The following is a 24,196-nucleotide window of genomic DNA, read 5'->3' on the forward strand; positions in this document are numbered from 1 at the left end:
CGGTGACCAGCGACACCACGCGTGAGAAAGCGCGGCTGACCGTTCGCCATGCGACGGTCGCCGACATCCCGGCGATCGTCGCGTTGTCGGACACGGTCTATGGCGAGGAGGGCGGCTACACGGCCGAAATGCTCACCGGGCAGATTGCGCAGTTTCCGCAAGGCGTGTTCGTCGCCTGCTACGAGGATGTGGCAGTCGGCTACTGCGCGACATTCCGCATCGACGAGGCGAGCGCGATGGCGCCGCACCGCTGGACCGAGATTTCGGGCGGCGGCTACGGTGCGCGGCACCTGACCACCGGCGACTGGCTCTACGGCATGGAAGTCTGCGTGGACCCCGCGTACCGCGGGCTGCGCATCGGCCGCCGCCTGTACGAACTGCGCAAACGGCTGTGCCAGGAACTCGGCCTCAAGGGCATCGTGTTCGGCGGCCGCCTGCCGGGGTTCTCGCGCCGCGCGAAGGCCTACGGCAACGATGCGCATGCCTACGTCGCCGACGTGCGTGCGGGCCGGATCCGCGACCGCGCGCTGAGCTTCCAGCTCAGCAACGGCTTCGAGTTCATCGGCCTGCTGCGCAACTACCAGCCGGCCGATCGCGAATCGCGCGGGTATGCGGCCCACCTGGTCTGGCGCAATCCCAAGATCGACCCGAACGTGCGCACCACCGGCACGGCGCGTCCGCTGCCGGACTCGGTGCGCGTGGCGACCGTGCAGTACCAGCAGCGCCGCGTGGCCTCGTTCGAGGAGTTCGCGACCCAGGTCGAATACTTCGTCGACATCGCCGCCGACTACCGCGCCGATTTCGTCGTCTTCCCCGAACTGTTCACGCTGCAGCTGCTGTCGGTCGAGAACAAGCCCCTGTCGCCGCAGGATTCGCTGCTGGCGCTGACCGGTTACACCGAACGCTTCTCGCTGCTGCTCAGCGAGCTCGCGGTGCGTCACAACATCAACATCATCGGCGGCTCGCATCCCACGCGCACCGGCGACGAGGCCGATCCGCGCGTGCGTAACATCTGCTACGTCGCGCTGCGCGACGGTTCGCTGCACACGCGCGACAAGCTGCATCCCACGCCCAACGAGCGCACCTGGTGGGGTATCGGCGGCGGCGACAGCGCGCGGGCGATCATGACCGACTGCGGTCCGATCGGCGTCATGATCTGCTACGACAGCGAGTTCCCGGAGCTCGGCCGGCACCTGGTCGACCAGGGCGCGATGATCCTGTTCGTGCCCTTCTGCACCGACACCCGCGAAGGCTATCTGCGCGTGCGCTACTGCTCGCAGGCGCGCGCGGTGGAGAACCAGTGCTACGTCGTGCTGTCGGGCAACGTCGGCAATCTGCCGGGCGTCAACAACTTCGACATCCAGTACGCGCAGAGCTGCATCCTGACACCTTGCGATTTTCCGTTCGCGCGCGACGGCATTGCCGCCGACACCACGCCGAACGTCGAGCAGGTCGCCTTCGCCGATCTGCGTCTCAACGATCTCGTCGTCGCGCGCAACGACGGCACCGTGCAGAACCTCAACGATCGTCGCCACGATCTGTATGCGCTGACCTGGGCGCGTCGCCCGGGCCCGCGCGGCCCCGCCGGCGGAACCTCCGGTGCCTGATCCACGGTCGATGCCCGCTGCGATGTGCGGCTGGTGTCGCCTCGATCGTGCGGCCTGCCCGTGAGTGCGGCCGCGCTGGTCGATGGGGCTGATGTGGCGCGCCTCGTGCAGTACCCGCTGTTCCAGGTGAGCGGCGTCACGGTCACCCCGGCGGGTGTGCTGTCGGCGGTCGTGGCCCTGCTGCTCGCGTGGCTGGCGTCGGTGCTGGTACGACGTGTGATCCGCCGCTACGGCGACCGGCATCCCAACGCCAACCAGGCGTCGCTCTACACCGTCTCGCGTCTGGCGCACTACACGGTACTGATCGTCGGCGTGCTGCTGGCGCTCGACATGACCGGAATTCCGGTCGGCAAGTTTGCGGTGTTCGCCGGGGCGCTCGGCGTGGGCCTGGGCTTCGGCCTGCAGGCGATTTTCAGCAATTTCGTGTCCGGCCTGATCCTGCTGTTCGACCGGTCGCTCAAAGTGGGCGATTTCGTCGAGCTGGGTGCGGACCTGCGCGGCACGGTGCGGGCCATCAACATCCGCGCCACCCTGATCACCACCAACGACAACATCGATGTGATCGTGCCGAACGCGGAGTTCGTCAGCGGCCGCGTCGTCAACTGGACGCACCGCTCCGTCAACCGGCGTATTCGCGTGCCGTTCGGCGTGGCCTACGGCGTCGACAAGGAACTGGTGAAGAAGGCGGCGCTGGAGGCAGCGGAGCATGTCCCCTTTACGCTGACCGGCGACGACACCCGCAAGCCGCAGGTCTGGCTGGTGAACTTCGGCGACAACGCCGTCGAGTTCATGCTGGCGGTCTGGCTGACCGAGGAAGCGGCGCGCCGCAACGCGGCGATCAAGGCCGCGTATCTGTGGGAACTGGATTCGGCGCTCAAGCGCTACGGCATCGAGATTCCGTTCCCGCAGCGCGATCTGCATGTCCGCAGCCTGTTCGGGCTCGACGGCGCGCAGGCCTTTGCCGCGCTGCGCGGTGAGGCCGCGACGGCGTTGGCGGCCTCCGGCACCGTCAGCGCGCCGGAAGTCGTGCTGTCCGCAGCCGAGCGCGCCGCGCTGGCCAAGAACGACGCTCAAGGTGACGCGGAGCGCGAGATCGCCCAGGACATCGAAGTCGACGCAGCCGCGTCCGGCGATGACCCCGATACGCCGCCGTCCGCCAGCCGATGAAACCCCGCATCCGCACGATCCGCCCTGCACCGGCGACCCCCACGACATTGCACGCACTGGAGAATCCCTGATGGCCAAGACCCTGGAAGTGACAGTCCCCGACATCGGCGGGTACGACGACGTGCCGGTGATCGAGGTGCTGGTTGCGGTCGGCGACACCGTCGCCAAGGACCAGAGCCTGGTCACGCTGGAATCGGACAAGGCGACGATGGAAGTGCCGGCGTCCGCGGCTGGCGTCATCAAGGAGCTGAAGGTCAAGGTCGGTGACACGCTGTCGGAAGGCAGCGTGGTCGCGGTGATCGAATCCGAAGGCGAGGGCGCAGACGCGCCTGCCGCCGACGCCAAGCCTGCTGCGCCAGAGAAGAACGCCGACGCGCCGGCGAAGAAGAGCGAAGCGCCGGGCAGCAATCCGCCGGTCGCGCGCTCGCACGCGGCGCCGGCCGAACCGGAATCGGTCAAGGCCGCGCCGTCGTCGGGCCGCCAGGCCGATGTCGAATGTCGCGTCGTCGTGCTCGGCTCCGGGCCTGGTGGTTACACCGCCGCGTTCCGCGCTGCCGATCTCGGTCTCGATACCGTGCTGATCGAGCGCTACGACACGCTCGGCGGCGTCTGCCTCAACGTCGGCTGCATTCCGTCGAAGGCGCTGCTGCACGCGGCCGAGGTCATCGACCAGGCCAAGCACGCCAGCGACTACGGCGTGGATTTCGGCGCGCCGACGATCGCCCTCGACAAGCTGCGCGGCTACAAAGAAAAAGTGGTCGGCCAGCTGACCAAGGGCCTGACCGGAATGGCCAAGCAGCGCAAGGTGCGCGTGGTCACCGGCGAAGGGCTGTTCGTGTCGCCGAACGAAATCGAAGTCACCGGCAGCGACGGCAAGACCCAGCTCGTGCGCTTCGAGCAGTGCATCATCGCCGCCGGTTCGCAGGCGCTGAAGCTGCCCGGGTTCCCGTGGGACGACCCGCGCGTCATGGATTCGACCGACGCGCTGGAACTCGCGGAAACCCCGAAGAAGCTGCTCGTCGTCGGCGGCGGCATCATCGGGCTCGAGATGGCGACGGTGTACCACGCGCTCGGCTCGGAGGTGACCGTCGTCGAGCTCGCCGACCAGCTGATGCCCGGCGCCGACAAGGATCTGGTGAAGCCGCTCGCCGATCGCCTGAAGAAGCAGGGCGTGTCCGCGCATCTCAAGACCAAGGTCGTCGAGGCGAAGGCCGCGAAGTCCGGCATCGACGTGACGTTCGAAGGCGAGAGCATTCCCGACACGAAGACCTTCGATCGTGTGCTGGTGGCCGTGGGCCGCACGCCGAACGGCGGCAAGATCGCGGCGGGCAACGCCGGCGTGCGCGTGTCCGAGCGCGGCTTCATCGCCGTCGATGCGCAGATGCGCACTAACGTGCCGCACATCTTCGCGATCGGCGATCTGGTCGGTCAGCCGATGCTGGCGCACAAGGCCACGCACGAGGGCAAGCTCGCGGCCGAAGTCGCCGCCGGCGAGAAGAAGGAGTGGGTGGCGCGGGTGATTCCGTCGGTCGCCTACACCGATCCGGAAATCGCGTGGGTCGGCATCACCGAGACCGAAGCCAAGGCCAAGGGCCTGAAGGTCGGCGTCGGAAAGTTCCCGTGGGCGGCCAGCGGTCGCGCGATTGGCATCGGCCGCACCGAGGGCTTCACCAAGCTGATCTTCGACGAGGCCACGCACCGCATTGTCGGCGCCGGCATCGTCGGCGTGCATGCGGGCGATCTGATCGCGGAGGCGGGCCTGGCGATCGAGATGGGCGCCGAAGTCGCCGACATCGGCCACACCATCCATCCGCATCCCACGCTCAGCGAATCGGTGGCGATGGCGGCGGAAGTGTTCGACGGCACGATCACCGACCTGTACATCCCGAAGAAGAAGTAAGGGCGCGAAACAGCACGTCCGCGCCCACGAAAAAGCCCCGGCATGCCGGGGCTTTTTCATGTCCGCGCGCCCGTGTCCGGACGCGCGGGTCGGTGCGGTGGATCAGAAGCGGAACGTCACGCCGGCCATCGGGCCATGGACCTTCAGGTCGCCGGTGACCTCGCCCGAGTACGGGAACGGGCCCGCGTCGATACCCGACGGCGCACGCGCGGTGCCGCGGTACTGGTCCTTGAGCTTGAGGCGGAACCAGTCGTAGCCGACGTGCAGGCCGACGCGCTCGCTGACCATGTACTCGACCAGCAGGCCACCGCGTTCGAAGTGACCGTCCTCATCGACGATGTCGCCCCAGGTCGTGTCGAGATACTGCGCCTCGAGGCCGACGGTCCAGCGCTCGGCCGGCGTCCACACCAGCCGCGTGTGCAGGCCCGGCGAGAAACCGTCGCGCTCCCAGCCCACGGTTTCGAACTGCGGATCGACAAGATCGGTGCCGGTGGAGCTGCCGTTGGCCGTGGCTTCGAGCTTGGCGTAGGTCACGCCCAGGCCGAGGCCCCACTGGAAGCTGTCGTTCTTGACGACGGCGTACTCGTAATTGAGGTTGGCGAGGCGGAACGACAGGCGGCCATCGATGCGCGCCGACGGAATCTCGATGGCTTCGCCGCCCGGGATGATCGTGCCGGTATCGAGGACGTTGCCGCCATAGGTCCAGGTTTCGTCACGACGGTAGTCGTAGAAGTTGCCGACCAGCGACTGGCGCTCGCTCATGCGGAAGCCGATCGCGCCGCGCGGGCGCCATTCGCGGCCGGTGTCGAAACTTTCGTCGAAGCCGAACGTGGCGTCGTCGGTGCCATCGGTGACGACACCATTGCCGGAGAAGCCGAGTTCGGCTTCGGGGTTGAATGCGCTCAGACGCAGGACGAAGCGGTCGTCGCGGCTCTGGGCCTGCGCAGCCGTGGCGAGCGAGGCGAGGATGGCGGTGGACAGCAAGGCAAGGGCGAGGCGGGAAGCAGGTCGGGACATCGTGGGGGCGTCGTCGTGGGGAGGCGGGCGATGTTCGTTAAGTCCCGGTCTTTTCTACGTGAAGTCGTCGTGCGGAGGCGCGTCACCTTCCGCCGTCATTGCGGCGCGATGGGCGCCGGCGCAAACGGGCACCCAAAAAAGAGCCCCGGCGGCGGGCCGGGGCTCGGGGTGACGATCTGCAGACGGGACCGACGAGGAAGGACGGCAGATCGGACACGGCATGTAGGACTGCCGCCGCGCGGGGAAGTTCCTCGAAAACGCGGCGACCCGCGAACAAAATTGTGAATGCGTGGCATCTTGAGCGCCGGGGTAGTGTCTGTCGGCGTCATCCGACGAAACAGGACCTCCGCCGGTTGTGGGGGAAATGGCGGCGCTGCTATACTTTTGCGGCTCGACGGGGCCGTTTCGACGCCCCCGTGTCCTCCAGCCAGTGGAATCCTTTGAAGTGTTGACGTCCGTCGCAGTAGGTCGGCGGCTGGCACAGCGCGCAATCGCCTGGCAGGCGGTGGCCGTCGCAGTGACAGCGCTCGCCTTCCTCGCAAAGGGAGCCGACTGGGCGCTGGCGGCGGGTCTCGGCGGTGCGGCGATCGCGCTCGGGGGCTGGCTGTCGGCGGTGATCGCGCTGGGGGGTGGGGTGAATCCGTCGACAGGCGCGCTCGCGCGGCTGCTGGCAGGGGTGGCGTTGAAGTGGGTCGTGGTGGTGGCGGTTCTGCTGCTGGGCGTGGGAATGGCGGGTTTGTCGCCGGTTCCAATGCTCGCCGGGGTCATCGTCGCGCTCTTCGCGCAGTTGCTCGCAATGTCCCGGCCTTTGGCCAGGCACTGAACCAATCACAGGCAGGGTTTTCGATCTTATGGCAGCTGATGCGGAACTGACCCCAACCAGCTACATCCAGCACCATCTGCAGAACCTGACCGCGTCGACCGGCGAGGGCGGGTTCTGGACGTTGCACGTGGACACGCTGATCACGGCCCTGCTGATGGGCGGCCTGATGGTCTTCATGTTCTGGCTGGCGACCCGCAAGGCGACTGCCGGCGTGCCGGGCAAGTGGCAGGCATTCGTGGAGATCTGCCTGGAGTTCGTCGACAAGCAGGCCCGTGACACCTATCACGGCACCAGCAAGCTCGTGACGCCGATCGCGATCACGCTGTTCTTCTGGATCCTGCTGATGAATCTGCTGAAGATGATTCCGGCGGACTTCATCGCCAAGCCACTCGAGCTGCTGGGCGTGGCGTACTGGAAGCCGGTGCCCACCGCCGACGTCAACGCGACGCTCGGCCTGTCGATCAGCGTGTTCTTCCTGACCGTCTTCTTCGCCCTGCGTGCCAAGGGCCTGGGTGGGCTGACCAAGGAATTCCTGTTCGCGCCGTTCGGCAAGTGGATGGTCCCGTTCAACCTGATCCTCAACATCGTCGAGTGGCTGAGCAAGCCGATTTCGCTGGCGATGCGACTGTTCGGCAACATGTTCGGCGGCGAGATCGTGTTCCTGCTGATCTGGGTCCTCGGCGGCGCGAGCCTGCTGGGCGTCTTCGGCGGCGGCGTGCTCGGCCTGGGCTGGATGCTGTTCCACCTGCTGGTCATTCCGCTGCAGGCCTTCATTTTCATGATGCTGTCGATCGTCTACCTCAGCCTGGCCGAGGACGATCACTGATCGTCGGCATCACGTGACACCGCTTTCGTAACACCCCAATCCCTGGTTCCACCCTTACCAAGCAATCCGCTCCGGAGAAAACAATGGAAATCGCACTGACCTCGTTCGCCCAGATCCAGGCTTCGACCGTTCTGGCCATCGGCATCATGATCGGCCTGGCTGCACTGGGTGCGGGTCTGGGCCTGGCCATCATGGCCGGCAAGTTCCTCGAGTCGGCCGCGCGCCAGCCGGAGCTGATCCCGGTGCTGCAGGTCCGCATGTTCATCACCGCCGGCCTGATCGACGCCGCGTTCATCATCTCGGTCGCCGTCGGCCTGCTGTTCGCGTTCGCTTCGCCGTTCATCGGTCCGGTCGCCGCGCAGCTCGCGGGCTGATCCAGCCGCCCGGCGTTCCGGTGCGGTGCGTGCTTCGCGCATGACCGCACCGGTGGATGACAGGGGGCGCGCGTGCGCGCCCAACCCTTCACGACAGGCAGTCACAAGCCCATGAATATCGGTCTGACCCTAATTGCCCAGGCACTGGCGTTCGCCGGTCTGATCTGGATCATCGCGACCAAGATCTGGCCGCCGCTGCTCAGCGCCATCGAGGAGCGCCAGAAGAAGATCGCCGAAGGTCTGGCCGCGGCCGACAACAGCCAGCGTGCGCTGGCGCAGGCGCAGGAAACCGCCAACGAGGAACTCAAGGCCGCGCGTGCGAAGGCCAACGAGATCATCGAGCAGGCCCACCAGCGCGGCACCCAGATCGTCGAGGCCGCCAAGGCCGAAGCGGTCACCGAGGGCCTGCGCCAGAAGGCGATGTTCGACGCGGAAATGCAGGCTTCGGCCACGCGTGCGCGCGAAGAACTGCGTCGCCAGGTGTCCACCCTGGCGGTGACCGGCGCCGAGCGTCTGCTCAAGCGTGAGATCGACGCCAACGCCCACAAGGCGCTGCTCGACGAACTCGCCGCGGAGATCTGAGTCCGATGAGCCAGGCCATGACGATCGCCCGTCCGTATGCCCGCGCCGCGTTCGCGATCGCGCGTGACGGCGGCCAGTTCGCGCCGTGGTCGGACGCGCTCGCGTTCTCGGCCCGCGTCGCCGCCGATCCGCAGGCAGCCGCGCTGCTCGCGCATCCGGCCCTGTCGCACGACGATGCCGTCGCGCTGCTGGCGCCGGACGGTGCCGACGCGAAGTTCGCGGACTTCCTCACGCTGTTGGCCAGCAACGGCCGGCTCGCACAGCTGCCGGAGATCGCCGGCCAGTACGAGGCCCTGCGGGCCGATGCCGAGCACATCGTGCTGGCGACGGTGACCTCGGCCGCCGCGCTGCCCGAAGCGGAAGTGGCACAGATCCGCGCCGCGCTCCAGCGTCGTTTCGGTCGCGAGGTCCAGGTCGAGACGGCCGTGGACGCGTCGCTGATCGGCGGCGCGGTGATCTCGGCCGGGGACGTGGTGATCGACGGCTCGCTCAAGGGCAAGCTGGCGCGCCTCCAGTCCGCGCTGACGCACTGACACGATTTTCAATTGCAACGTCGGCGGCAACGCCGGCTCAAGGGAACCCCCGATGGCTACCACGCAACTCAATCCTTCCGAGATCAGCGAGCTGATCAAGTCCCGCATCGAGAAGGTCAAGCTGAGCGCTGAATCGCGCAACGAAGGCACCGTGACCTCGGTCGCCGACGGTATCGTGCGTCTGCACGGCCTGGCCGACGTGATGCAGGGCGAAATGATCGAACTGCCGCTCGCCGCGGACGGTTCCGCCACGTACGCGCTCGCCCTCAACCTCGAGCGCGATTCGGTCGGCGCCGTGGTGCTGGGTGACTACGAGCACCTGCGCGAAGGCGACGTGGCCAAGACCACCGGCCGCATCCTCGAAGTGCCGGTCGGCCCGGAAATGCTCGGCCGCGTGGTCAACGCGCTCGGCGAGCCGATCGACGGCAAGGGTCCGATCGACGCCAAGCTCAGCGCGCCGGTCGAGCGCGTCGCACCCGGCGTGATCTGGCGCAAGTCGGTCGACCAGCCGGTGCAGACCGGCTACAAGTCGGTCGACGCGATGATCCCGATCGGCCGCGGCCAGCGCGAGCTGCTCATCGGCGACCGCCAGACCGGCAAGACCGCGATGGCGATCGACGCCGTGATCAACCAGAAGACCACCGGTATCAAGTGCGTCTACGTGGCGATCGGCCAGAAGGCCTCGACCGTCGCCAACATCGTGCGCAAGCTCGAAGAGAACGGCGCGCTCGCCCACACCGTCGTGGTCGCCGCCACCGCGTCCGAATCGGCCGCGATGCAGTACATCTCGGCCTACGCTGGTTGCACCATGGGCGAGTACTTCATGGACCGCGGCGAAGACGCGTTGATCGTGTACGACGATCTGTCCAAGCAGGCCGTCGCCTACCGCCAGATCTCGCTGCTGCTCAAGCGCCCGCCGGGCCGCGAAGCCTATCCGGGCGACGTGTTCTATCTGCATTCCCGTCTGCTCGAGCGCGCCGCGCGCGTGTCCGAGGAGTACGTCGAGCAGTTCACCAACGGCGAAGTGAAGGGCAAGACCGGTTCGCTGACCGCGCTGCCGATCATCGAAACCCAGGCCGGCGACGTCTCGGCGTTCGTGCCGACCAACGTGATCTCGATCACCGACGGCCAGATCTTCCTGGAAACCGACCTGTTCAACGCCGGCATCCGCCCGGCCGTGAACGCCGGTATCTCGGTGTCGCGCGTCGGTGGTTCGGCCCAGACCAAGATCATCAAGAAGCTCTCGGGCGGCATCCGCATCTCGCTGGCGCAGTACCGTGAACTGGCGGCATTCGCCCAGTTCGCGTCCGACCTCGACGAAGCGACCCGCAAGCAGCTCGAGCGCGGTCAGCGCGTCACCGAGCTGATGAAGCAGAAGCAGTACAAGCCGATGTCGATCGCGCACCAGGCGCTGACGATCTACGCCGTCAACGAGGGGTATCTCGACGACGTGCCGGTCGCCAAGCTGCTCGCGTTCGAAGAAGGCCTGCATGCGCACTTCGACAACACCGCGGGCGACCTGGTCGGCAAGATCAACCAGACCGGCGGCTGGAACGACGAGATCGAAGGCGCCTTCAAGCAGGGCATCTCCGACTTCAAGACCACCGGCAGCTGGTAAGCCATCGGGGCGGACGTGTCGTCCGCCCGATGCGGTGAGCACAGGTAAGCCAAGGCGGGTTCGCACCCGCCCCAAGCAGGGATAAGAGATGGCCGGCGGCAGAGAAATCAAGACGAAGATCAAGAGCGTGCAGAACACCCGCAAGGTGACGCGCGCGCTCGAGATGGTCTCCGCGTCGAAGATCCGCAAGGCGCAGGATCGGATGAAGGCATCGCGCCCGTATGCGAACGCGATGAAGCAGCTGATCGGGCATCTCGCCCAGGCCAGCTCCGAGTTCCAGCATCCGTACCTGGTCGAGCGTGAGGTCAAGCGTGTCGGCTACATCGTCGCGTCCTCGGATCGCGGCCTGGCCGGCGGTCTGAACAACAACATGTTCCGCAAGCTGCTGGGCGAGATCCGCGCCTGGCAGGACAAGGGCGTGCAGGTCGACGTGGTGACCATTGGCACGAAGGCGACGGTGTTCTTCCGCCGCCTGAAGGTGGACATGGTCGGCAGCGTCACCCATATCGGCGACACGCCGGAAGTCGAGCAGCTGGTCGGCATCATTAAGGTGATGCTCGACGGCTACACCGACGGCCGCGTCGACCGTGTGTTCCTGGCCTACAACCACTTCGTCAACACGATGACCCAGAAGGCCAGCTTCGATCAGCTGCTGCCGCTGCCGGCCGCCGAGACGCAGGTGGTCAAGCACGACTGGGACTACATCTACGAGCCGGACGCCGAATCGGTGCTCGGCCACGTGCTGACGCGTTACATCGAATCGCTCGTCTACCAGGCGGTGATGGAGAACGTGGCTTCCGAACATGCCGCGCGCATGGTCGCGATGAAGTCCGCGAGCGACAACGCCACCAAGCTGATCGATACGCTCAAGCTGGTCTACAACAAGGCCCGCCAGGCAGCGATCACCCAGGAAATCTCCGAGATCGTCGGCGGCGCCGCAGCGGTCTGATCCGTACGCGCACCAGAATTCTTCTAGAGGAATGCAGCAATGAGTCAGGGCAAGATCGTTCAGATCATCGGCGCGGTCGTCGACATCGAGTTCGCGCGCAACGAAGTACCGAGGGTCTACGACGCACTGAAGGTCGAAGGCACGGAGATCACGCTGGAAGTGCAGCAGCAGCTCGGTGACGGCATCGTGCGCGCGATCGCGCTCGGTTCCACCGATGGCCTGAAGCGCAACCTGGTCGCGATCAACACCGATCGCGGCATCTCGGTGCCGGTCGGCCCGGGCACGCTCGGACGCATCATGGACGTGCTGGGCCGCCCGATCGACGAAGCCGGTCCGGTCGAAGCCACCGACCACTGGGAAATCCATCGTTCGGCACCGTCGTACGAAGACCAGTCGTCGTCCACGGAGCTGCTGGAAACCGGCATCAAGGTCATCGACCTGATGTGTCCCTTCGCCAAGGGTGGCAAGGTCGGCCTGTTCGGCGGCGCCGGCGTCGGCAAGACCGTCAACATGATGGAACTGATCAACAACATCGCCAAGGCGCACGAAGGCCTGTCGGTGTTCGCCGGCGTGGGCGAGCGTACCCGCGAGGGCAACGACTTCTACCACGAGATGAAGGACTCCAACGTCCTCGACAAGGTGGCGATGGTCTACGGCCAGATGAACGAGCCGCCGGGCAACCGCCTGCGCGTCGCGCTGACCGGTCTGACGATGGCCGAGTACTTCCGCGACGAGAAGGACGCATCGGGTCGCGGCAAGGACGTGCTGCTGTTCGTCGACAACATCTACCGCTACACCCTGGCCGGTACCGAAGTGTCGGCGCTGCTCGGCCGCATGCCGTCGGCCGTGGGTTACCAGCCGACGCTCGCCGAGGAAATGGGCGTGCTGCAGGAGCGCATCACCTCGACGAAGTCCGGCTCGATCACCTCGATCCAGGCCGTCTACGTGCCCGCGGACGACCTGACCGACCCGTCGCCGGCGACGACCTTCGCCCATCTCGACTCGACGGTGACGCTGAGCCGCAACATCGCCTCGCTCGGCATCTACCCGGCCGTCGATCCGTTGGACTCGACCAGCCGCCAGATGGATCCCAACGTCATCGGCAACGAGCACTACGACACCGCCCAGCGCGTGCAGTCGACGCTGCAGAAGTACAAGGAGCTCAAGGACATCATCGCGATCCTGGGCATGGACGAGCTGTCGGAAGAAGACAAGCAGGCCGTGTCGCGCGCGCGCAAGATCGAGCGCTTCTTCTCGCAGCCGTTCCACGTGGCCGAAGTCTTCACCGGTTCGCCGGGCAAGTACGTCGCGCTGAAGGAAACGATTCGCGGCTTCAAGGGCATCGTCGACGGCGAATACGATCACCTGCCCGAGCAGGCGTTCTACATGGTCGGCGGCATCGACGAAGCGGTCGAGAAGGCGAAGAAGATCGCCGCTTGAACGCGGTGATCCGTAGTTCGTGATTTGTAACCAGGCAGAGCGGGCAGTGGCGGGATTCGATGGTGGAGAAGCTTCGGCTTCGACCAATCGCGAATCCCGACCCACGAAGCCCGTGTCCGAGCGAAGCGAGGCCACATGACCACCACCATCCGTTGCGACATCGTCAGCGCAGAAGCCGAGATCTTCCACGGCGAAGCGACCCTGGTCGTCGCCACCGGCGAGCTCGGCGAGCTCGGCATCGCGCCGCGCCACGCACCGCTGATCACGCGTCTGAAGCCGGGCAAGGTCGTGGTGACCCAGGCCAACGGCGAAGTGCTCGATTTCGCCATCGGCGGCGGCATCCTCGAAGTGCAGCCGCAGGTCGTGACGATCCTGGCCGACACCGCGATCCGCGCCGACGACATCGACGAGGCTGCGGTGAAGGCGGTCAAGGAAGAGGCCGAGCGCATCCTGGCCGGCCGCGGCGAGGCGATGGACATCGCCGAGGCGCAGCAGAAGCTGGTCGAAGCCGTGGTCCAGCTGCAGGCGCTCGAGCGCCTGCGCAAGACCCTCAAGCACTGACGGGTGTCGGGCTGCAGGCCCGGTGCCGTCAACCGAAAGACCCCGCTCCGGCGGGGTCTTCGCGTTCTGGACGTCGGACACGCGCGGACGCGCGGGTACCGCCCGATTCAGCGCTTGTAGATCCAGTACCGAGACAGCACGAAGCCCACCGCGCCCAGCGCCAGCTCGATCGCCGGTTTCGCGACCCACACCCAGCGCAGCCCGAGCACATCATCGATCGTGGTCAACGCCCAGGTGCTGAACAGCGTCGTGGACACCCACATCACCATGAAACGCTGGAACTGCGTCGTCCCGACGGTGTTGCGTTCGTTCGCGAACGTCAACTTGCCGTTGAGCCAGAAGCCGATCAGCGCGCCGGTGATGCGTCCGGCGACATTGGCCGGCGCCACGGGCACGCCGAAATGGGTCAGGCCAACGACCACGCCCCAGTCGATGAGCCACTGCAACAGGCCGATCGCCAGGAAGTCGCGCCCCTGTCGGGTCAGGCTCATCGCGGTATCGACTCCTCGGGTCAGGGCGGGCGGAAGTGCCGGCGCGACCGCATCCTAGCTGCGCGCCCGTTAGAATTCGTAGATTCTCCGCAGGATTCTCGCCCAATGTCCGCACCGCTGCACGTCGTCATCCTCGCCGCAGGCGAAGGCAAGCGCATGAAATCGTCGCTGCCAAAGGTGCTGCAGAAGATCGCCGGCCGGCCGATGCTGTGGCACGTCATCGAAGCGGCACGTGCGCTCGAGCCGGCCGGCATCCACGTCGTCTACGGCCATCGCGGCGAGCAGGTGCAGGCCGCGTTCGCCGAGCAGACGGATCTGCACTGGTCCGAGCAGCGCGAACAGCTCGGCACCGGCCACGCGGTGCGCCAGGCGATGCCCGACGTGCCCGACGGCGCGCAGGTGCTGGTGCTCTACGGCGACGTGCCGCTGCTGCGTGCCGAGACACTGCGCCACCTGGTGTCGGTCGAAGGCCGGCTCGCGGTGCTCGCCGCGCAGCTGGAGGATCCCACCGGCTACGGTCGCATCGTGCGTGATCCCGAAGGCCACGTCGGTGCGATCGTCGAGCACAAGGACGCGAGTGACGAGCAGCGTCGCATCGACCTGGTCAACACCGGCATCCTGGCTGCCGAGGCGACCGCGCTCAAGGCGTGGCTGGCGCGGCTGTCGTCGGACAACGCGCAGGGCGAGTACTACCTCACCGACGTGTTCGCGATGGCCGCCGACGAGTACAGCGCCGCGCAGATCGTGCTGGTCGCCGATCCGCTCGAGGCGGAAGGCGCGAACGATCCCTGGCAGCTGTCGCAGCTCGAGCGTGCGTGGCAACTGCGCGCAGTGCGCGCGCTCTGCGTCGCCGGCGCGCGTTTCGCCGATCCCGCGCGCGTGGACATCCGCGGCGAGGTGACCGTGGGCAGTGACGTCGAGATCGACGTCGACGTGATCTTCGAAGGGCGCGTTGCGCTCGGCGACGACGTGCGTGTCGGCCCCTTCTGTCGCCTCAAGAATGTCGGCCTGGGCGGCGGCACCGAGGTGCGTGCGCATTGCGACCTCGAAGGCGTGCGCGCCGAAGGCGCCGTGACCATCGGACCGTTCGCACGTCTGCGGCCCGGCACCGTGCTCGCCGATGGCGTGCACATCGGCAACTTCGTCGAGACCAAGAACACCACGCTCGGGGTCGGCAGCAAGGCCAACCACCTGACGTATCTAGGCGACGCCGAGATCGGGGCCGGCAGCAACATCGGCGCGGGCACCATCACCTGCAACTACGACGGCGTGAACAAGTCGAAGACCGTGATCGGCGATCGCGCCTTCATCGGGTCGAATGCCGCGCTCGTCGCGCCGGTGCGCATCGGTCACGACGCGACGACGGCGGCCGGTTCGGTGATCGTCAACGATGTGCCGGATGGCAAGCTCGCGGTCGCACGCGGGCGGCAGAGCGTGGTCGAGGGGTGGGAGCGTCCTAAGAAGCGCTGAGCCTCATTCCACGCGGCGATAGCCATCGTCAGCCGGCGACCAGCGATACAGCTCGCCGCCGCGACCGCCGCGTTCGCGCAGGCGCAGGTCCCGGCGGCCATGGTGCGCGCGCGGTTCGACGATGAGTACACCGGCCCATTCCTCGATGTCGTGTTCGCGCGTGCCGTCGTCGTTCCAGCTGCCGGCGATGTCGCGGTACATCGACATCTGCGCGCCGAACACCTGCTTGAGCGTGTCGCCGCGCAGCTCGAACAGATACAGCGCCGAGAAGAATGCGCCGCCGCCGGCATAGCCTTCAGACCAGCCGCCACGCAAGCCCAGTGCGGGCGCGCCGTCCGACAGGCGGTAGGGGGCGAGATCGAAGCGTTCCCAGCGCTCTGGGATCGCAGACGCGCCGGCTTCTTCCATCAGCAGAGGCTGCGCGCCCTCCCAGGCAAGCAGCGGCCACGCAATGCCGTCGTCGAGTCGCAGGCGCGCGACCAGTTGCGCATCGCCTGCATCACTGACACGCAACACCCCGAGCACCTGCGCGGTCTCCCCGGTCTCGCAGCTCGGCGCCGCGGACGCATTGCGTGCGACGTCCTCGCGATAGCAGACGATCGCGACGGCATGACCGGGATGCTGGGTCCAGCGGCGCGCGCCGAGCAGGCCAATACGGTCGCCTGCGATATCGGGCACCAGCAGCTGACGCAGCATCTCGGCGTCGAGGCCGGCGAGGTCGCGGGTGCCGAGATGATCGGGCGCCGGGCGTCCCTCCATCTGTTCGGCCCAGACGGCTTTCGCCTCCGGACCCTTCAGAAGGCCGGGCACCGCGTCGAGATTTTTCGCGCGTTGCGCGAATGCGGGGGCAGTCGGCAGACACGCAAGAACCAGCGCGAGCGTGTGGAGTCGGAATCGCATCGGGCATCGCCGTGGATCGGGCTTTCGATTCTGCCCGAGCTTTGCATCTGCGACCGGTCTTGGGATCAGTCCGGCAGGACCAGCGACACGCACAGCCCGCCGCCCTCGCGGTTGAGCAGGGCGATGCGTCCACCGTGCGCTTCCGCGATCTCGCGTGCGAGCGCCAGGCCGAGGCCGGTGCCGTTGCGCTTGGTCGAGTAGAACGGCAGCAGCGCGTTGGCGAGCACCGCCTCGTTCATGCCGGGCCCGCGATCGAGCACGTCGATCCGCCAGCCGTCCACGGCGCGTCGCAGACCGATCGCCACCGCGTCGGCAGCGCCATCGGCCTCATGCGCGTTGCGCAGCAGATTCAACAGCGCCTGCTCGACCTGGGCAGCATCGAAGGAGGCGGTGTATGCATCGTCGAGCGGACCGGCATCCGCGAACGGCACCTGCGAACGCAACTGGTCGAGGAACGCGCGCCAGCGGACCGGCGCGCGGCGCGGCGCCGGCAGTTTGGCGAAGTGCGCATAGCCGCGGATGAAGCCTTCGAGATGCCGCGCGCGCTCTTCGATCGTGCGCAGCGCGTCCGGCAGTCGCGCGGTTTGGCCGCGACGCAGCAGTTCCGCGCCAGAGTGCGCGAGCGAGGCGATCGGCGCCAGCGAATTGTTGAGCTCGTGGCTGATGACGCGGATGACCTTCTTCCAGGTCTGCACTTCCTGCCGGCGCAGTTCGGTCGTCATCTGCCGCAGCAACAGCAGCTCGTGGCGGCGTCCGTTGAGGCGGAAATGCCGACGCGACAGGTGATGGATCTCTTCCGTCTCGCCATCGCCGATGGTGAACAGTCCGTCGCCACCGCGCGCGAACGCTTCCGCCAACGCTGCGGGTGCGTCGACGAGCAGGGCGGCGAACGCCTGGCCTTCGAGCTTGCGGCCGCCACCGAAGGCGCGACGTGCGGCCAGGTTCGCGTGCACCACGCGGCCTCCGGGCTCGAGCAGCAGCATCGCGACCGGCGTGTTCTGCACCATCGTGTCGAGCAGCAGCTCGCGCTGCACCAGCGACAGCCGTTGCGCGCGCAGGGTGTCGCCCAGTTCGTTGTGCGCAGCCACCAGTTCGCCGAGTGCGCCGCGTCCCTGCCACGCCACGCCGAACCCGTAGTCGCTGTCGCGGTAGCTCGCGACGGTGCCGGCCAGGGCTCGGAACAGCGCATGCATCGGCGCGAACGCGCGATGCAGCGACCAGGCGAGCGAGGGCAGGACGGCGAACGTCGCTGCGGCGATCGCCGTCCCGGGCGACCACCACCGTTGCAACCAGACCGCCAGACCGGCGCCCAGCGCGACATGCGCCAGTGCGATCGCGATGACCACGCCCGTCAGCGACAGCCGTTGCGTCCAGCGCATGTCAGTCGCGACGGATGCCGAGGCGGTCGAGGCGCCGGTATAGCGCCTGCCGCGACAGTCCGAGTTCGCCCGCGGCCTGCGCCAGCACGCCGCCACTGCGCGCGAGCGCAGCTTCGATCTCGGCACGATCCGGCTCGGCCGCCTCCGGCGTGATCGCTGCCGCGGCAGAGACGGGCAGCGCGAGATCACGTGCCTCGATCTGCGCGTCGCGCGCCAGCAGTTCCGCACGCTGGATGACGTTGCGCAGTTCGCGCACATTGCCCGGCCAGCCGTGTTGCAGCAGGGCGCGCTCCGCGCCCGCCGACAGCGGTTTGCGCCCGTCGAGAAAGTGCCGCGCCAGCGGCAGGATGTCGCGCGGCCGCTGCGCGAGCGGCGCCAACCGCAGTTCGATGCCGTTGAGCCGGTAGTAGAGGTCCTCCCGGAACCGGCCGTCGGCGATCATCGTCGGCAGGTCGGCATTGGTCGCGCTGAGCACGCGCACCGACACGCTGCGCTCGCGGTTGCCGCCGAGGCGTTCGAAGCGTCCGGTCTCGAGCACGCGCAGCAGCTTGATCTGGCCGGCAGGCGGCAGCGTGCCCACTTCGTCGAGGAACAGCGTGCCGCCATCGGCCGCTTCGAACTTGCCTTCGCGCGCCCGTGTCGCGCCGGTATAGGCGCCGGCCTCCGCGCCGAACAGCTCGGCTTCGATCAGGTCGTGGGGCAACGCGCCACAGTTCACGGCGACGAACGGCCCGTCGCGGACGCCGGAGTTCGCGTGCAGGATTTCCGCGTACTTTTCCTTGCCGGTGCCGTTGGGGCCGGTGACCAGGACCGGCAGATTCGATCGCGCGACCTGCAGGGCCAGAGACAGCGTGGTTTCGCTGGCCGGATCGTCCCAGACCAGCCCCCGCAGATCGTGACCCTGCGCCAGTGCATCGCGGCGGCGGCGGTCGTCGCGCGTGCGCGCATCGAGCGCCCGGCGCGTCGTCGACAATTCCAGCAGCGTGTTGACCGTGGCCAGCAGCTTGCCGTCGTCCCAGGGTTTGCCGAGGTAATCGGCGGCGCCGGAGCGGATCAGTTCCACCGCCGATTCCAGGCGCGTCCATGCGGTGAGCAGCACCACCGGCAGGTCGGGATCGAAGCGCCGGATCGCGTGGAACAGGGCGATGCCTTCGTCGCCGGAGGTGGTGTCGGCGTGGAAGTTCATGTCCTGCACGACGAGATCGATGCCGCCGGCCTGCAGACGCGCGATGCCGGCCTCGGGGGTGTCGGCATGTTCGCAGGCGATGTCGTGCAGCGAGAACAGCACCTCCAGCGCGGTGGCGACGGCTGGGTTGTCGTCGATGACGAGAATTGTGGGCATCAGCGGCTGGCGATCCGATTGCGACGCAGGGACTGGGGGCATGGTCGTCGTCGGTCGCGATGGACGCAACCGACGACGGCGTGGCGCGGGGTCAGATGCTGCGCGTCGCCACGGCCGGCGGCACCGATGCCGCGCGCTTGGCCGGCCAGTACACCGCGATCTGTCCGAGCACCCACAGCACCACCGCGCCGATCGGGAGATAGATCACCGGCAGCCGACCGAGTTCATAGCGCGACATCAGCAGCTGGTTGAGACCGTAGGCCAGCAGCATGCCGAGCACGATGCCGATCGTGGCGAGCAGGAAGTTCTCGACCTGGAAATAGCGCAGGATCTGCGTGCGCGTCGCACCGAGCGCGCGGCGGATGCCGATCTGCTTGTTGCGCTGCTGCACCCAGAAACTGGCCAGGCCCACGATGCCGAGCGCGGTGACCACCAGCAGCGCGATGCACACCACGACCAGCAGCATCGCCATCGCGCGATCCTCGCGGTAGTACGCCTCGCGCAGGTCGGTCATCAGGTCGGCATTGACGGCGACGCGGTTCGGATCGATCTGCTTGAGCGTAGCGACCGCGGCATCGAGCACCTGGCGGCGCTGCGCGGGATCGGTGCGGATCACGTAGTTGATGCCGTTGGAGTCGTCGCGGATCGGGAACAGCATCGTCGCGTCCACATTCCCGCTGCTGTCGTTGGGCAGCGCCAGTGTTTCGACGACGCCGACGACCCGGATGGGCGCGTCCCCCCAGCTGTAGAACTGCTTGCCGATCGCGTCTTCTCCCGGGAACAGGCGTTCGGCCATCGCCCGGTTGATGATGGCGGCCGGCACGCCGATACCGCCGCCTTCGCGGCTCAGCGCGCCCATGTCGACGAACTCGTCCGGATTGAACCGGCGTCCCGCTACCAGCTGCAGGCCGAACGTATCCAGAAGGTCCTCCGTGCCGAGGTAGGGGGACGCCAGCATCGTGTTGTTGCGCTGGTCGGGGTTGAGGCGCACGCCACTGGTCGAACTGCTGTTGCCGTAGGGAATCTGCGTGACCGCGGCGACGTGACGTACACCCGGAAGTGCGCGCAGGGCGGCCAGGTCGCGCTGGATGCCGGCCTTGCGGTCCACATCGGCGCTCTCGTCGATGCCCGGCATCTGGATGCGCAGCAGTTCGGTTTCGATCGTGCCGCTGGGACGCGACATGTGCGCGATCCGGCGGTCGATCAGATAGATCGCGTTGCAGATGATCGCGCAGGCCAGTGCGATCTCGATCACGATCAGGGCGGCCGCGGTCTTGTGCCGGCGCAGCGTCGAGAAGATGGGGCGGATGTCCATGGAGGTCCTCGGGAAATTTCGGATCACTGCGACTTGAGCTGGATCGCGGGCGTCACCTGCATCGCGCGCCACGCCGGCAGCAGGCCGGCCAGCAGGCTCGCGAGGATCGACAGGGAAAAAGTCGTCAGCAGCATCGTCAGGTCGAGCTTGGCGAGTGCGGCGTAGCTGCTCGGGTTCTGGCGCACGGCCCACAGGCCGAGCAGGGCCAGGCCCAGGCCGACCACCCCACCGGCCACACCGATCGCACCGGCCTCGACCAGGAACTGGCTGAAGATCGCGCGGCGCGAAGCGCCCAGGGCGCGGCGGACGCCGATTTCGGACGCACGACGCAGGCTCTTGGCGAGCAGCAGGCCGACCGTGTTGACCAGACACACCAGCAGGAAGCCGATCGCGAGCCACAGTTGCAGGCGCACATCGCTGGGCACCACCTGCCTGTGGTCGAGCAGGGCCGGCACGTCCCGCAGACGCACGTTGTTCGGACGCTCGAAACGACCCGCGGCGCGCTGCTGGCCGGAATAGCTGTCGAGGTAATCGCGATACGCCGGCGCGTCGGCAGCATCGCCCAGCTCCACCCAGTACTGCACCCAGCTGCAGGGCGCATTGAGCGCATTGGGATCGCTGCCCGAATCGCCCCAGCAGTTCATGCTGCCCATGCGCGAGAGCTTCTGCTCCATCGCGGTCGAGAACGGCACGAACACCGATTCGAGCGTATTGAAGCTCTGCAGACTCAGGTCCCAGAACCGGGGTGTCGGCATCCACGCGCCGAGCACACCGATCACGCGGAAGTCGGCGCCGTTGACCCGGAGTGTCTTGCCGGTGCTGTCGCCACCGCCGAACACCTTCCGGTTGGTCTCCGCCGATATCACCGCGACACGCGCGCGCGACGCGTCTTCCTCTGCAGTCCAGGCCCGGCCGTAATTCAGCGGCGCGTCGAACATCGGAAAGAAATCCGCCGTGGTGTAGCGCGCGTCGGTGAAGAACGGGGCGCGCGTGCCGTCCGGTGCAACTGCCACGAATCCGCCGCTCATCATCGCCTGACGCGTGCCGCGTGCTTCGCGCAGCAGCGTTTCGGCATCGAAGCGCGTCATGTTGCCGTCGGGCTCCTCGCCCGCCACGTAGCTGTCCATGTTGGCTGCATCGAGCTGCACGTAGAACAGCCGATCGCTCTTGTCGGGGATGGGATCGCCCGACAACACGTGGAACACGGTCAGCGTCGTCATGCTGGCGCCGATGCCCAGCGCGATCGCCAGCACCATCAGCGCGGTGAGCACCTTGCTGTTGCGGAAGCTGCGCAGCGCGAGCTGCATGTAGTAACCGAACATGCCGGATCTCCTCAGACGTCCGCGGGAACGCGCGATGCGGCCGAAGACGACGGCATGGCGTGCATCGCCTGCAGATCGGTCGCCATGCCGTCGACGATGTGCACGTTGCGGTGCGCACGCGCAGCGAGTTCCGGGTCGTGGGTGACCATCACGATGGTGGTGCCGCGCGCGTTGATGTCCTCGAGCAGCTCCATCACGCTGCGCGCCATCTGCGAGTCGAGGTTGCCGGTGGGTTCGTCGGCGAGCAGCAGGCGCGGGCTGCCGGCGAGTGCGCGCGCGATCGCGACGCGCTGCTGCTGGCCGCCCGACAGCTCGGCCGGGTAGTGCTTCATGCGCGAGCCCAGGCCCACCAGCGACAGCGATTCCTCGATGCGCAGGCGGCGGTCGGACGCCGCCATGCCGCGATAGCGCAGCGGCACGTCGACATTGTCGAACAGGTTCAGATCGGGGATCAGATTGAAGCCCTGGAAGATGAAGCCGATCTTCTCGTTGCGCAGCTTCGAGCGCGCATCGTCATTGAGGCCGCGCACCTCGACCCCGTCGATCCGGTATTCGCCGCCGGTGAAGGTCTCCAGCAGGCCTGCGATGTTGAGGAAGGTCGTCTTGCCCGAGCCGGACGGACCGGTGACGGCGACGAACTCGCCTTCGGCGACATGCAGGTCGAGCGAGCGCAACGCATGGGTTTCGACGAGTTCGGTGCGGTAGACCTTGGCGACCTGGCGCATGTCGAGCATGGGAATGTGTCCTGTGACGTGAACTGCAAAGAAGGAAGACGCGTCGCGCTCAGCGGACGCGGAACAGGATCGGCAGACCGTGGTCGACGGTGCGCCTGCGTGCGCGTGCGAACGTCGGCATGCGCGCCGCGGACGGAGGGCCGGCGGGAATACCGGCCTCGAAGTGGGCCGACAGGCGACGAGGCATGGCGCCGGCGAGTTCGTCGGCGGTCCAGGCGACGGGAAACGGGCAATCGATGCGGGTGTGCATGGTCAGAGTCCGGAGATGCGGATGCGATCCGCGTTGTCGAAAAGATCGGTGCCGGCGACGACGACGCGATCGCCGGGCTGCAGGCCCTCGACGATCTCGACCGACGACAGGCTGCTGGCGCCGGCGGTGATCGGCCGGCGTACCGCGGTGTTGCCATCCATCACATAGGCTGCGCTGCCGCCCTCCTGATCGAGGAAGGGACCGCGCGCGACCATCAGCACGTCCGTGCGGGTGTCGAGCAGGATGCGCGCGGTCAGGCGCTGGCTCTGGCGCAGTCCGGGCGGCTGGCTGTTCTCGTCGAAGCGCAGGCGCGCGACGACTTCGCCATTGACCACTTCGGGCGAGACTGCCGAGACCTTGGCCGGATACGTCGTGCCGACGCTGCGCAGCTCGGCAGGCATCCCGATTTCGAGATCGCGCGCGAAGCTCTCCGGCACCTTGATCTCGACCTCGAACACCGACAGATCGACGACCGACAGCACCGGCGCGTTCGCGGCGACGTTGCTGCTCTGCACCGCCTGCACCTGGCCGACGATGCCGTCGAAGGGCGCGCGCAGCGTGAGCGCGTCGACCTGGCGACGCACTTCCATCACCACGCTGCGCTGGCGCTCCGCGACGAGCTGCTTGTTGCGCGTGTCCAGCCCGGCGCCGCGCCCCTGCAGGCCGAGATCCTCGGTCGCTGACGCCACGCCGATCTCGGTCTTCTGCAACGTGTCCTGTGCGCGCGCGAGATCGACCTGCGCCACGGCGCCGCCTTCGTACGCGCGCTGGTAGCGCTGCAGATCGCGCGCCGCCGCGGTGCGGTCGATCTGGGCCTGGTCCAGCACCTTGCGCGCCTCGGCGCGGCGCAACTGTGCATCGAGCGCGGCGCGCCCGGCTTCGGCCTCGTAGCCGGCAAGCGTGGCTTCTTCCTGCGCCAGCTTGCTGCGCAGTTCCGGGCTGTCGATCTCGGCCAGCGCCTGGCCCTTCTCGACGCGATCGCCAGCCACCACCTTCAGGGTCAGGGTGCCGCCCGAGATGGCGTACAGCGTGGGACTGTTGGCGGCGATCACCCGGCCTTCGGCGGCGATGTCGCGGACCAGATCGCCGCGGGTGACCTCGGCAAAGCGCAGCCGCTCCGCATCGATCGATCGTGCGCCCGAGGCCCAGCCGGTGAGCAGCCAGGCGACGGCCGCGATCAGCAGCAGGCACGCCACGCCGCCGATCAGCCACGCGCGGCGGCGCCCGTTGCCGGTGCGTGCGTGGACGGTGTCCTGCGCGGCGGTGTCGCGGATGCCGGTGGGGCGGGGGGGTGGACTGGACGCGGTGCTGGACATGCGGACGATCTCGTGCGGATACGCCTTACACAGCAACTCGCGTGCCAAATTCAAGTCATTGATTATTCGGCGGAATATTGTGGGGCGGATGCGTCCGCCGACAGCCCGGACGTCCGGACGGACGCTGGGTGCGGGCGCAGGCGACCGGGACATGCGCCCCCGCGCGCATCGCCGGCCTTGGCCGGCGGTCGCGTCCATACCGGAGGGGCGCGGGCCCAGTCCGGGACCAGACAGTCCCGTTGCACGGATGATCACTGGCGCTGAACACGTCAGCAGTCGC

The 24,196-nt window shown here is 67.5% G+C and carries 23 protein-coding genes; 13 read left to right on the forward strand and 10 right to left on the reverse strand.

Annotated features, from left to right (window positions below; translation table 11 throughout):
• Window positions 1–2: 2 nt before the first annotated feature.
• The 3 genes from CURTO8I2_RS12880 (at window position 3) to lpdA (ending at window position 4,674) form a co-directional block, all read left to right on the forward strand.
• Window positions 3–1,607 carry a bifunctional GNAT family N-acetyltransferase/carbon-nitrogen hydrolase family protein gene (locus tag CURTO8I2_RS12880; RefSeq protein ID WP_159681449.1) on the forward strand — a complete coding sequence of 535 codons (1,605 nt, stop codon included), beginning with the start codon at window positions 3–5 and terminating at the stop codon, window positions 1,605–1,607.
• 60 nt (window positions 1,608–1,667) lie between these two features.
• Window positions 1,668–2,774 (forward strand): mechanosensitive ion channel domain-containing protein, encoded by a 1,107-nt coding sequence (locus tag CURTO8I2_RS12885; RefSeq protein ID WP_236551102.1) that lies wholly within the window; start codon window positions 1,668–1,670, stop codon window positions 2,772–2,774.
• A gap of 70 nt (window positions 2,775–2,844) precedes the next feature.
• The gene (gene lpdA / locus CURTO8I2_RS12890; protein ID WP_159681451.1) at window positions 2,845–4,674 is read left to right on the forward strand and encodes a dihydrolipoyl dehydrogenase; all 1,830 of its coding nucleotides are present in this window, start codon (window positions 2,845–2,847) and stop codon (window positions 4,672–4,674) included.
• A gap of 102 nt (window positions 4,675–4,776) precedes the next feature.
• On the opposite strand, the gene CURTO8I2_RS12895 is transcribed toward lpdA, so the two are convergent.
• Window positions 4,777–5,691 (reverse strand): hypothetical protein, encoded by a 915-nt coding sequence (locus tag CURTO8I2_RS12895; protein WP_159681452.1) that lies wholly within the window; start codon window positions 5,689–5,691, stop codon window positions 4,777–4,779.
• A gap of 445 nt (window positions 5,692–6,136) precedes the next feature.
• Between CURTO8I2_RS12895 and CURTO8I2_RS12900 the strand changes: the two genes are divergently transcribed.
• The 9 genes from CURTO8I2_RS12900 (at window position 6,137) to CURTO8I2_RS12940 (ending at window position 13,397) form a co-directional block, all read left to right on the forward strand.
• Window positions 6,137–6,514, forward strand: coding sequence for an ATP synthase subunit I (locus CURTO8I2_RS12900; RefSeq protein ID WP_159681453.1), 378 nt, complete (start codon window positions 6,137–6,139; stop codon window positions 6,512–6,514).
• Window positions 6,515–6,542: 28 nt separating this feature from the next.
• The gene (atpB, locus tag CURTO8I2_RS12905) at window positions 6,543–7,340 is read left to right on the forward strand and encodes a F0F1 ATP synthase subunit A (protein WP_159681454.1); all 798 of its coding nucleotides are present in this window, start codon (window positions 6,543–6,545) and stop codon (window positions 7,338–7,340) included.
• Between the two features lie 83 nt (window positions 7,341–7,423).
• Window positions 7,424–7,714 (forward strand): F0F1 ATP synthase subunit C, encoded by a 291-nt coding sequence (gene atpE / locus CURTO8I2_RS12910; RefSeq protein ID WP_159681455.1) that lies wholly within the window; start codon window positions 7,424–7,426, stop codon window positions 7,712–7,714.
• Between the two features lie 111 nt (window positions 7,715–7,825).
• Window positions 7,826–8,296, forward strand: a complete 471-nt coding sequence (locus CURTO8I2_RS12915) for a F0F1 ATP synthase subunit B (RefSeq protein WP_159681456.1) — start codon at window positions 7,826–7,828, stop codon at window positions 8,294–8,296.
• Window positions 8,297–8,301: 5 nt separating this feature from the next.
• On the forward strand, window positions 8,302–8,829 hold the full coding sequence (locus CURTO8I2_RS12920; protein WP_159681457.1) for a F0F1 ATP synthase subunit delta: 528 nt from the start codon (window positions 8,302–8,304) through the stop codon (window positions 8,827–8,829).
• 52 nt (window positions 8,830–8,881) lie between these two features.
• Window positions 8,882–10,447, forward strand: a complete 1,566-nt coding sequence (gene atpA, locus CURTO8I2_RS12925) for a F0F1 ATP synthase subunit alpha (protein ID WP_159681458.1) — start codon at window positions 8,882–8,884, stop codon at window positions 10,445–10,447.
• Window positions 10,448–10,535: 88 nt separating this feature from the next.
• On the forward strand, window positions 10,536–11,396 hold the full coding sequence (gene atpG / locus CURTO8I2_RS12930; protein ID WP_159681459.1) for a F0F1 ATP synthase subunit gamma: 861 nt from the start codon (window positions 10,536–10,538) through the stop codon (window positions 11,394–11,396).
• Between the two features lie 39 nt (window positions 11,397–11,435).
• Complete coding sequence (gene atpD, locus CURTO8I2_RS12935) at window positions 11,436–12,836, forward strand: F0F1 ATP synthase subunit beta (RefSeq protein ID WP_159681460.1); 1,401 nt, start codon at window positions 11,436–11,438, stop codon at window positions 12,834–12,836.
• A 135-nt stretch (window positions 12,837–12,971) separates the two neighbouring features.
• Window positions 12,972–13,397 (forward strand): F0F1 ATP synthase subunit epsilon, encoded by a 426-nt coding sequence (locus CURTO8I2_RS12940; protein WP_159681461.1) that lies wholly within the window; start codon window positions 12,972–12,974, stop codon window positions 13,395–13,397.
• A 107-nt stretch (window positions 13,398–13,504) separates the two neighbouring features.
• Here CURTO8I2_RS12940 and CURTO8I2_RS12945 read toward each other — a convergent pair whose 3' ends face one another.
• Window positions 13,505–13,888: a GtrA family protein gene (locus CURTO8I2_RS12945; protein WP_159681462.1), complete on the reverse strand. Its 384-nt coding sequence runs from the start codon at window positions 13,886–13,888 to the stop codon at window positions 13,505–13,507.
• A 105-nt stretch (window positions 13,889–13,993) separates the two neighbouring features.
• On the opposite strand from CURTO8I2_RS12945, the gene glmU reads away from it, so the two are divergent.
• Complete coding sequence (gene glmU / locus CURTO8I2_RS12950) at window positions 13,994–15,358, forward strand: bifunctional UDP-N-acetylglucosamine diphosphorylase/glucosamine-1-phosphate N-acetyltransferase GlmU (protein ID WP_159681463.1); 1,365 nt, start codon at window positions 13,994–13,996, stop codon at window positions 15,356–15,358.
• Between the two features lie 3 nt (window positions 15,359–15,361).
• On the opposite strand, the gene CURTO8I2_RS12955 is transcribed toward glmU, so the two are convergent.
• The 8 genes from CURTO8I2_RS12955 to CURTO8I2_RS12990 form a co-directional block, all read right to left on the reverse strand.
• Window positions 15,362–16,258 carry a hypothetical protein gene (locus CURTO8I2_RS12955; RefSeq protein WP_159681464.1) on the reverse strand — a complete coding sequence of 299 codons (897 nt, stop codon included), beginning with the start codon at window positions 16,256–16,258 and terminating at the stop codon, window positions 15,362–15,364.
• Between the two features lie 65 nt (window positions 16,259–16,323).
• Window positions 16,324–17,637 carry a PAS domain-containing sensor histidine kinase gene (locus CURTO8I2_RS12960; RefSeq protein WP_159681465.1) on the reverse strand — a complete coding sequence of 438 codons (1,314 nt, stop codon included), beginning with the start codon at window positions 17,635–17,637 and terminating at the stop codon, window positions 16,324–16,326.
• A gap of 1 nt (window position 17,638) precedes the next feature.
• Entirely contained in the window at window positions 17,639–18,979 is a 1,341-nt protein-coding gene (locus tag CURTO8I2_RS12965; RefSeq protein ID WP_159681466.1) for a sigma-54 dependent transcriptional regulator, read from the reverse strand.
• Between the two features lie 91 nt (window positions 18,980–19,070).
• Window positions 19,071–20,294, reverse strand: coding sequence for an FtsX-like permease family protein (locus CURTO8I2_RS12970; RefSeq protein WP_159681467.1), 1,224 nt, complete (start codon window positions 20,292–20,294; stop codon window positions 19,071–19,073).
• Between the two features lie 23 nt (window positions 20,295–20,317).
• Window positions 20,318–21,616, reverse strand: a complete 1,299-nt coding sequence (locus tag CURTO8I2_RS12975; protein ID WP_159681468.1) for an ABC transporter permease — start codon at window positions 21,614–21,616, stop codon at window positions 20,318–20,320.
• 11 nt (window positions 21,617–21,627) lie between these two features.
• Window positions 21,628–22,350 carry an ABC transporter ATP-binding protein gene (locus tag CURTO8I2_RS12980; protein WP_159681469.1) on the reverse strand — a complete coding sequence of 241 codons (723 nt, stop codon included), beginning with the start codon at window positions 22,348–22,350 and terminating at the stop codon, window positions 21,628–21,630.
• A 49-nt stretch (window positions 22,351–22,399) separates the two neighbouring features.
• Complete coding sequence (locus tag CURTO8I2_RS12985) at window positions 22,400–22,600, reverse strand: hypothetical protein (RefSeq protein ID WP_159681470.1); 201 nt, start codon at window positions 22,598–22,600, stop codon at window positions 22,400–22,402.
• 2 nt (window positions 22,601–22,602) lie between these two features.
• Complete coding sequence (locus CURTO8I2_RS12990; protein WP_159681471.1) at window positions 22,603–23,916, reverse strand: HlyD family efflux transporter periplasmic adaptor subunit; 1,314 nt, start codon at window positions 23,914–23,916, stop codon at window positions 22,603–22,605.
• Between the last annotated feature and the right edge of the window lie 280 nt (window positions 23,917–24,196).

It is taken from the genome of Luteimonas sp. 9C, assembly GCF_902506295.1.
Lineage (GTDB): Bacteria > Pseudomonadota > Gammaproteobacteria > Xanthomonadales > Xanthomonadaceae > Luteimonas.

Coding starts and splice junctions, on each gene's coding strand:
- CURTO8I2_RS12965 (WP_159681466.1), bottom strand. CDS start 18,979: ATGCCCACAATTCTCGTCATCGACGACAACCCAGCCGTCGCCACCGCG.
- CURTO8I2_RS12945 (WP_159681462.1), bottom strand. CDS start 13,888: ATGAGCCTGACCCGACAGGGGCGCGACTTCCTGGCGATCGGCCTGTTG.
- CURTO8I2_RS12960 (WP_159681465.1), bottom strand. CDS start 17,637: ATGCGCTGGACGCAACGGCTGTCGCTGACGGGCGTGGTCATCGCGATC.
- CURTO8I2_RS12920 (WP_159681457.1), top strand. CDS start 8,302: ATGAGCCAGGCCATGACGATCGCCCGTCCGTATGCCCGCGCCGCGTTC.
- CURTO8I2_RS12990 (WP_159681471.1), bottom strand. CDS start 23,916: ATGTCCAGCACCGCGTCCAGTCCACCCCCCCGCCCCACCGGCATCCGC.
- CURTO8I2_RS12980 (WP_159681469.1), bottom strand. CDS start 22,350: ATGCTCGACATGCGCCAGGTCGCCAAGGTCTACCGCACCGAACTCGTC.
- atpD (WP_159681460.1), top strand. CDS start 11,436: ATGAGTCAGGGCAAGATCGTTCAGATCATCGGCGCGGTCGTCGACATC.
- CURTO8I2_RS12975 (WP_159681468.1), bottom strand. CDS start 21,616: ATGTTCGGTTACTACATGCAGCTCGCGCTGCGCAGCTTCCGCAACAGC.
- CURTO8I2_RS12985 (WP_159681470.1), bottom strand. CDS start 22,600: ATGCACACCCGCATCGATTGCCCGTTTCCCGTCGCCTGGACCGCCGAC.
- CURTO8I2_RS12915 (WP_159681456.1), top strand. CDS start 7,826: ATGAATATCGGTCTGACCCTAATTGCCCAGGCACTGGCGTTCGCCGGT.
- atpB (WP_159681454.1), top strand. CDS start 6,543: ATGGCAGCTGATGCGGAACTGACCCCAACCAGCTACATCCAGCACCAT.
- CURTO8I2_RS12955 (WP_159681464.1), bottom strand. CDS start 16,258: ATGCGATTCCGACTCCACACGCTCGCGCTGGTTCTTGCGTGTCTGCCG.
- CURTO8I2_RS12940 (WP_159681461.1), top strand. CDS start 12,972: ATGACCACCACCATCCGTTGCGACATCGTCAGCGCAGAAGCCGAGATC.
- CURTO8I2_RS12970 (WP_159681467.1), bottom strand. CDS start 20,294: ATGGACATCCGCCCCATCTTCTCGACGCTGCGCCGGCACAAGACCGCG.
- CURTO8I2_RS12895 (WP_159681452.1), bottom strand. CDS start 5,691: ATGTCCCGACCTGCTTCCCGCCTCGCCCTTGCCTTGCTGTCCACCGCC.
- atpG (WP_159681459.1), top strand. CDS start 10,536: ATGGCCGGCGGCAGAGAAATCAAGACGAAGATCAAGAGCGTGCAGAAC.
- atpE (WP_159681455.1), top strand. CDS start 7,424: ATGGAAATCGCACTGACCTCGTTCGCCCAGATCCAGGCTTCGACCGTT.
- lpdA (WP_159681451.1), top strand. CDS start 2,845: ATGGCCAAGACCCTGGAAGTGACAGTCCCCGACATCGGCGGGTACGAC.
- atpA (WP_159681458.1), top strand. CDS start 8,882: ATGGCTACCACGCAACTCAATCCTTCCGAGATCAGCGAGCTGATCAAG.
- glmU (WP_159681463.1), top strand. CDS start 13,994: ATGTCCGCACCGCTGCACGTCGTCATCCTCGCCGCAGGCGAAGGCAAG.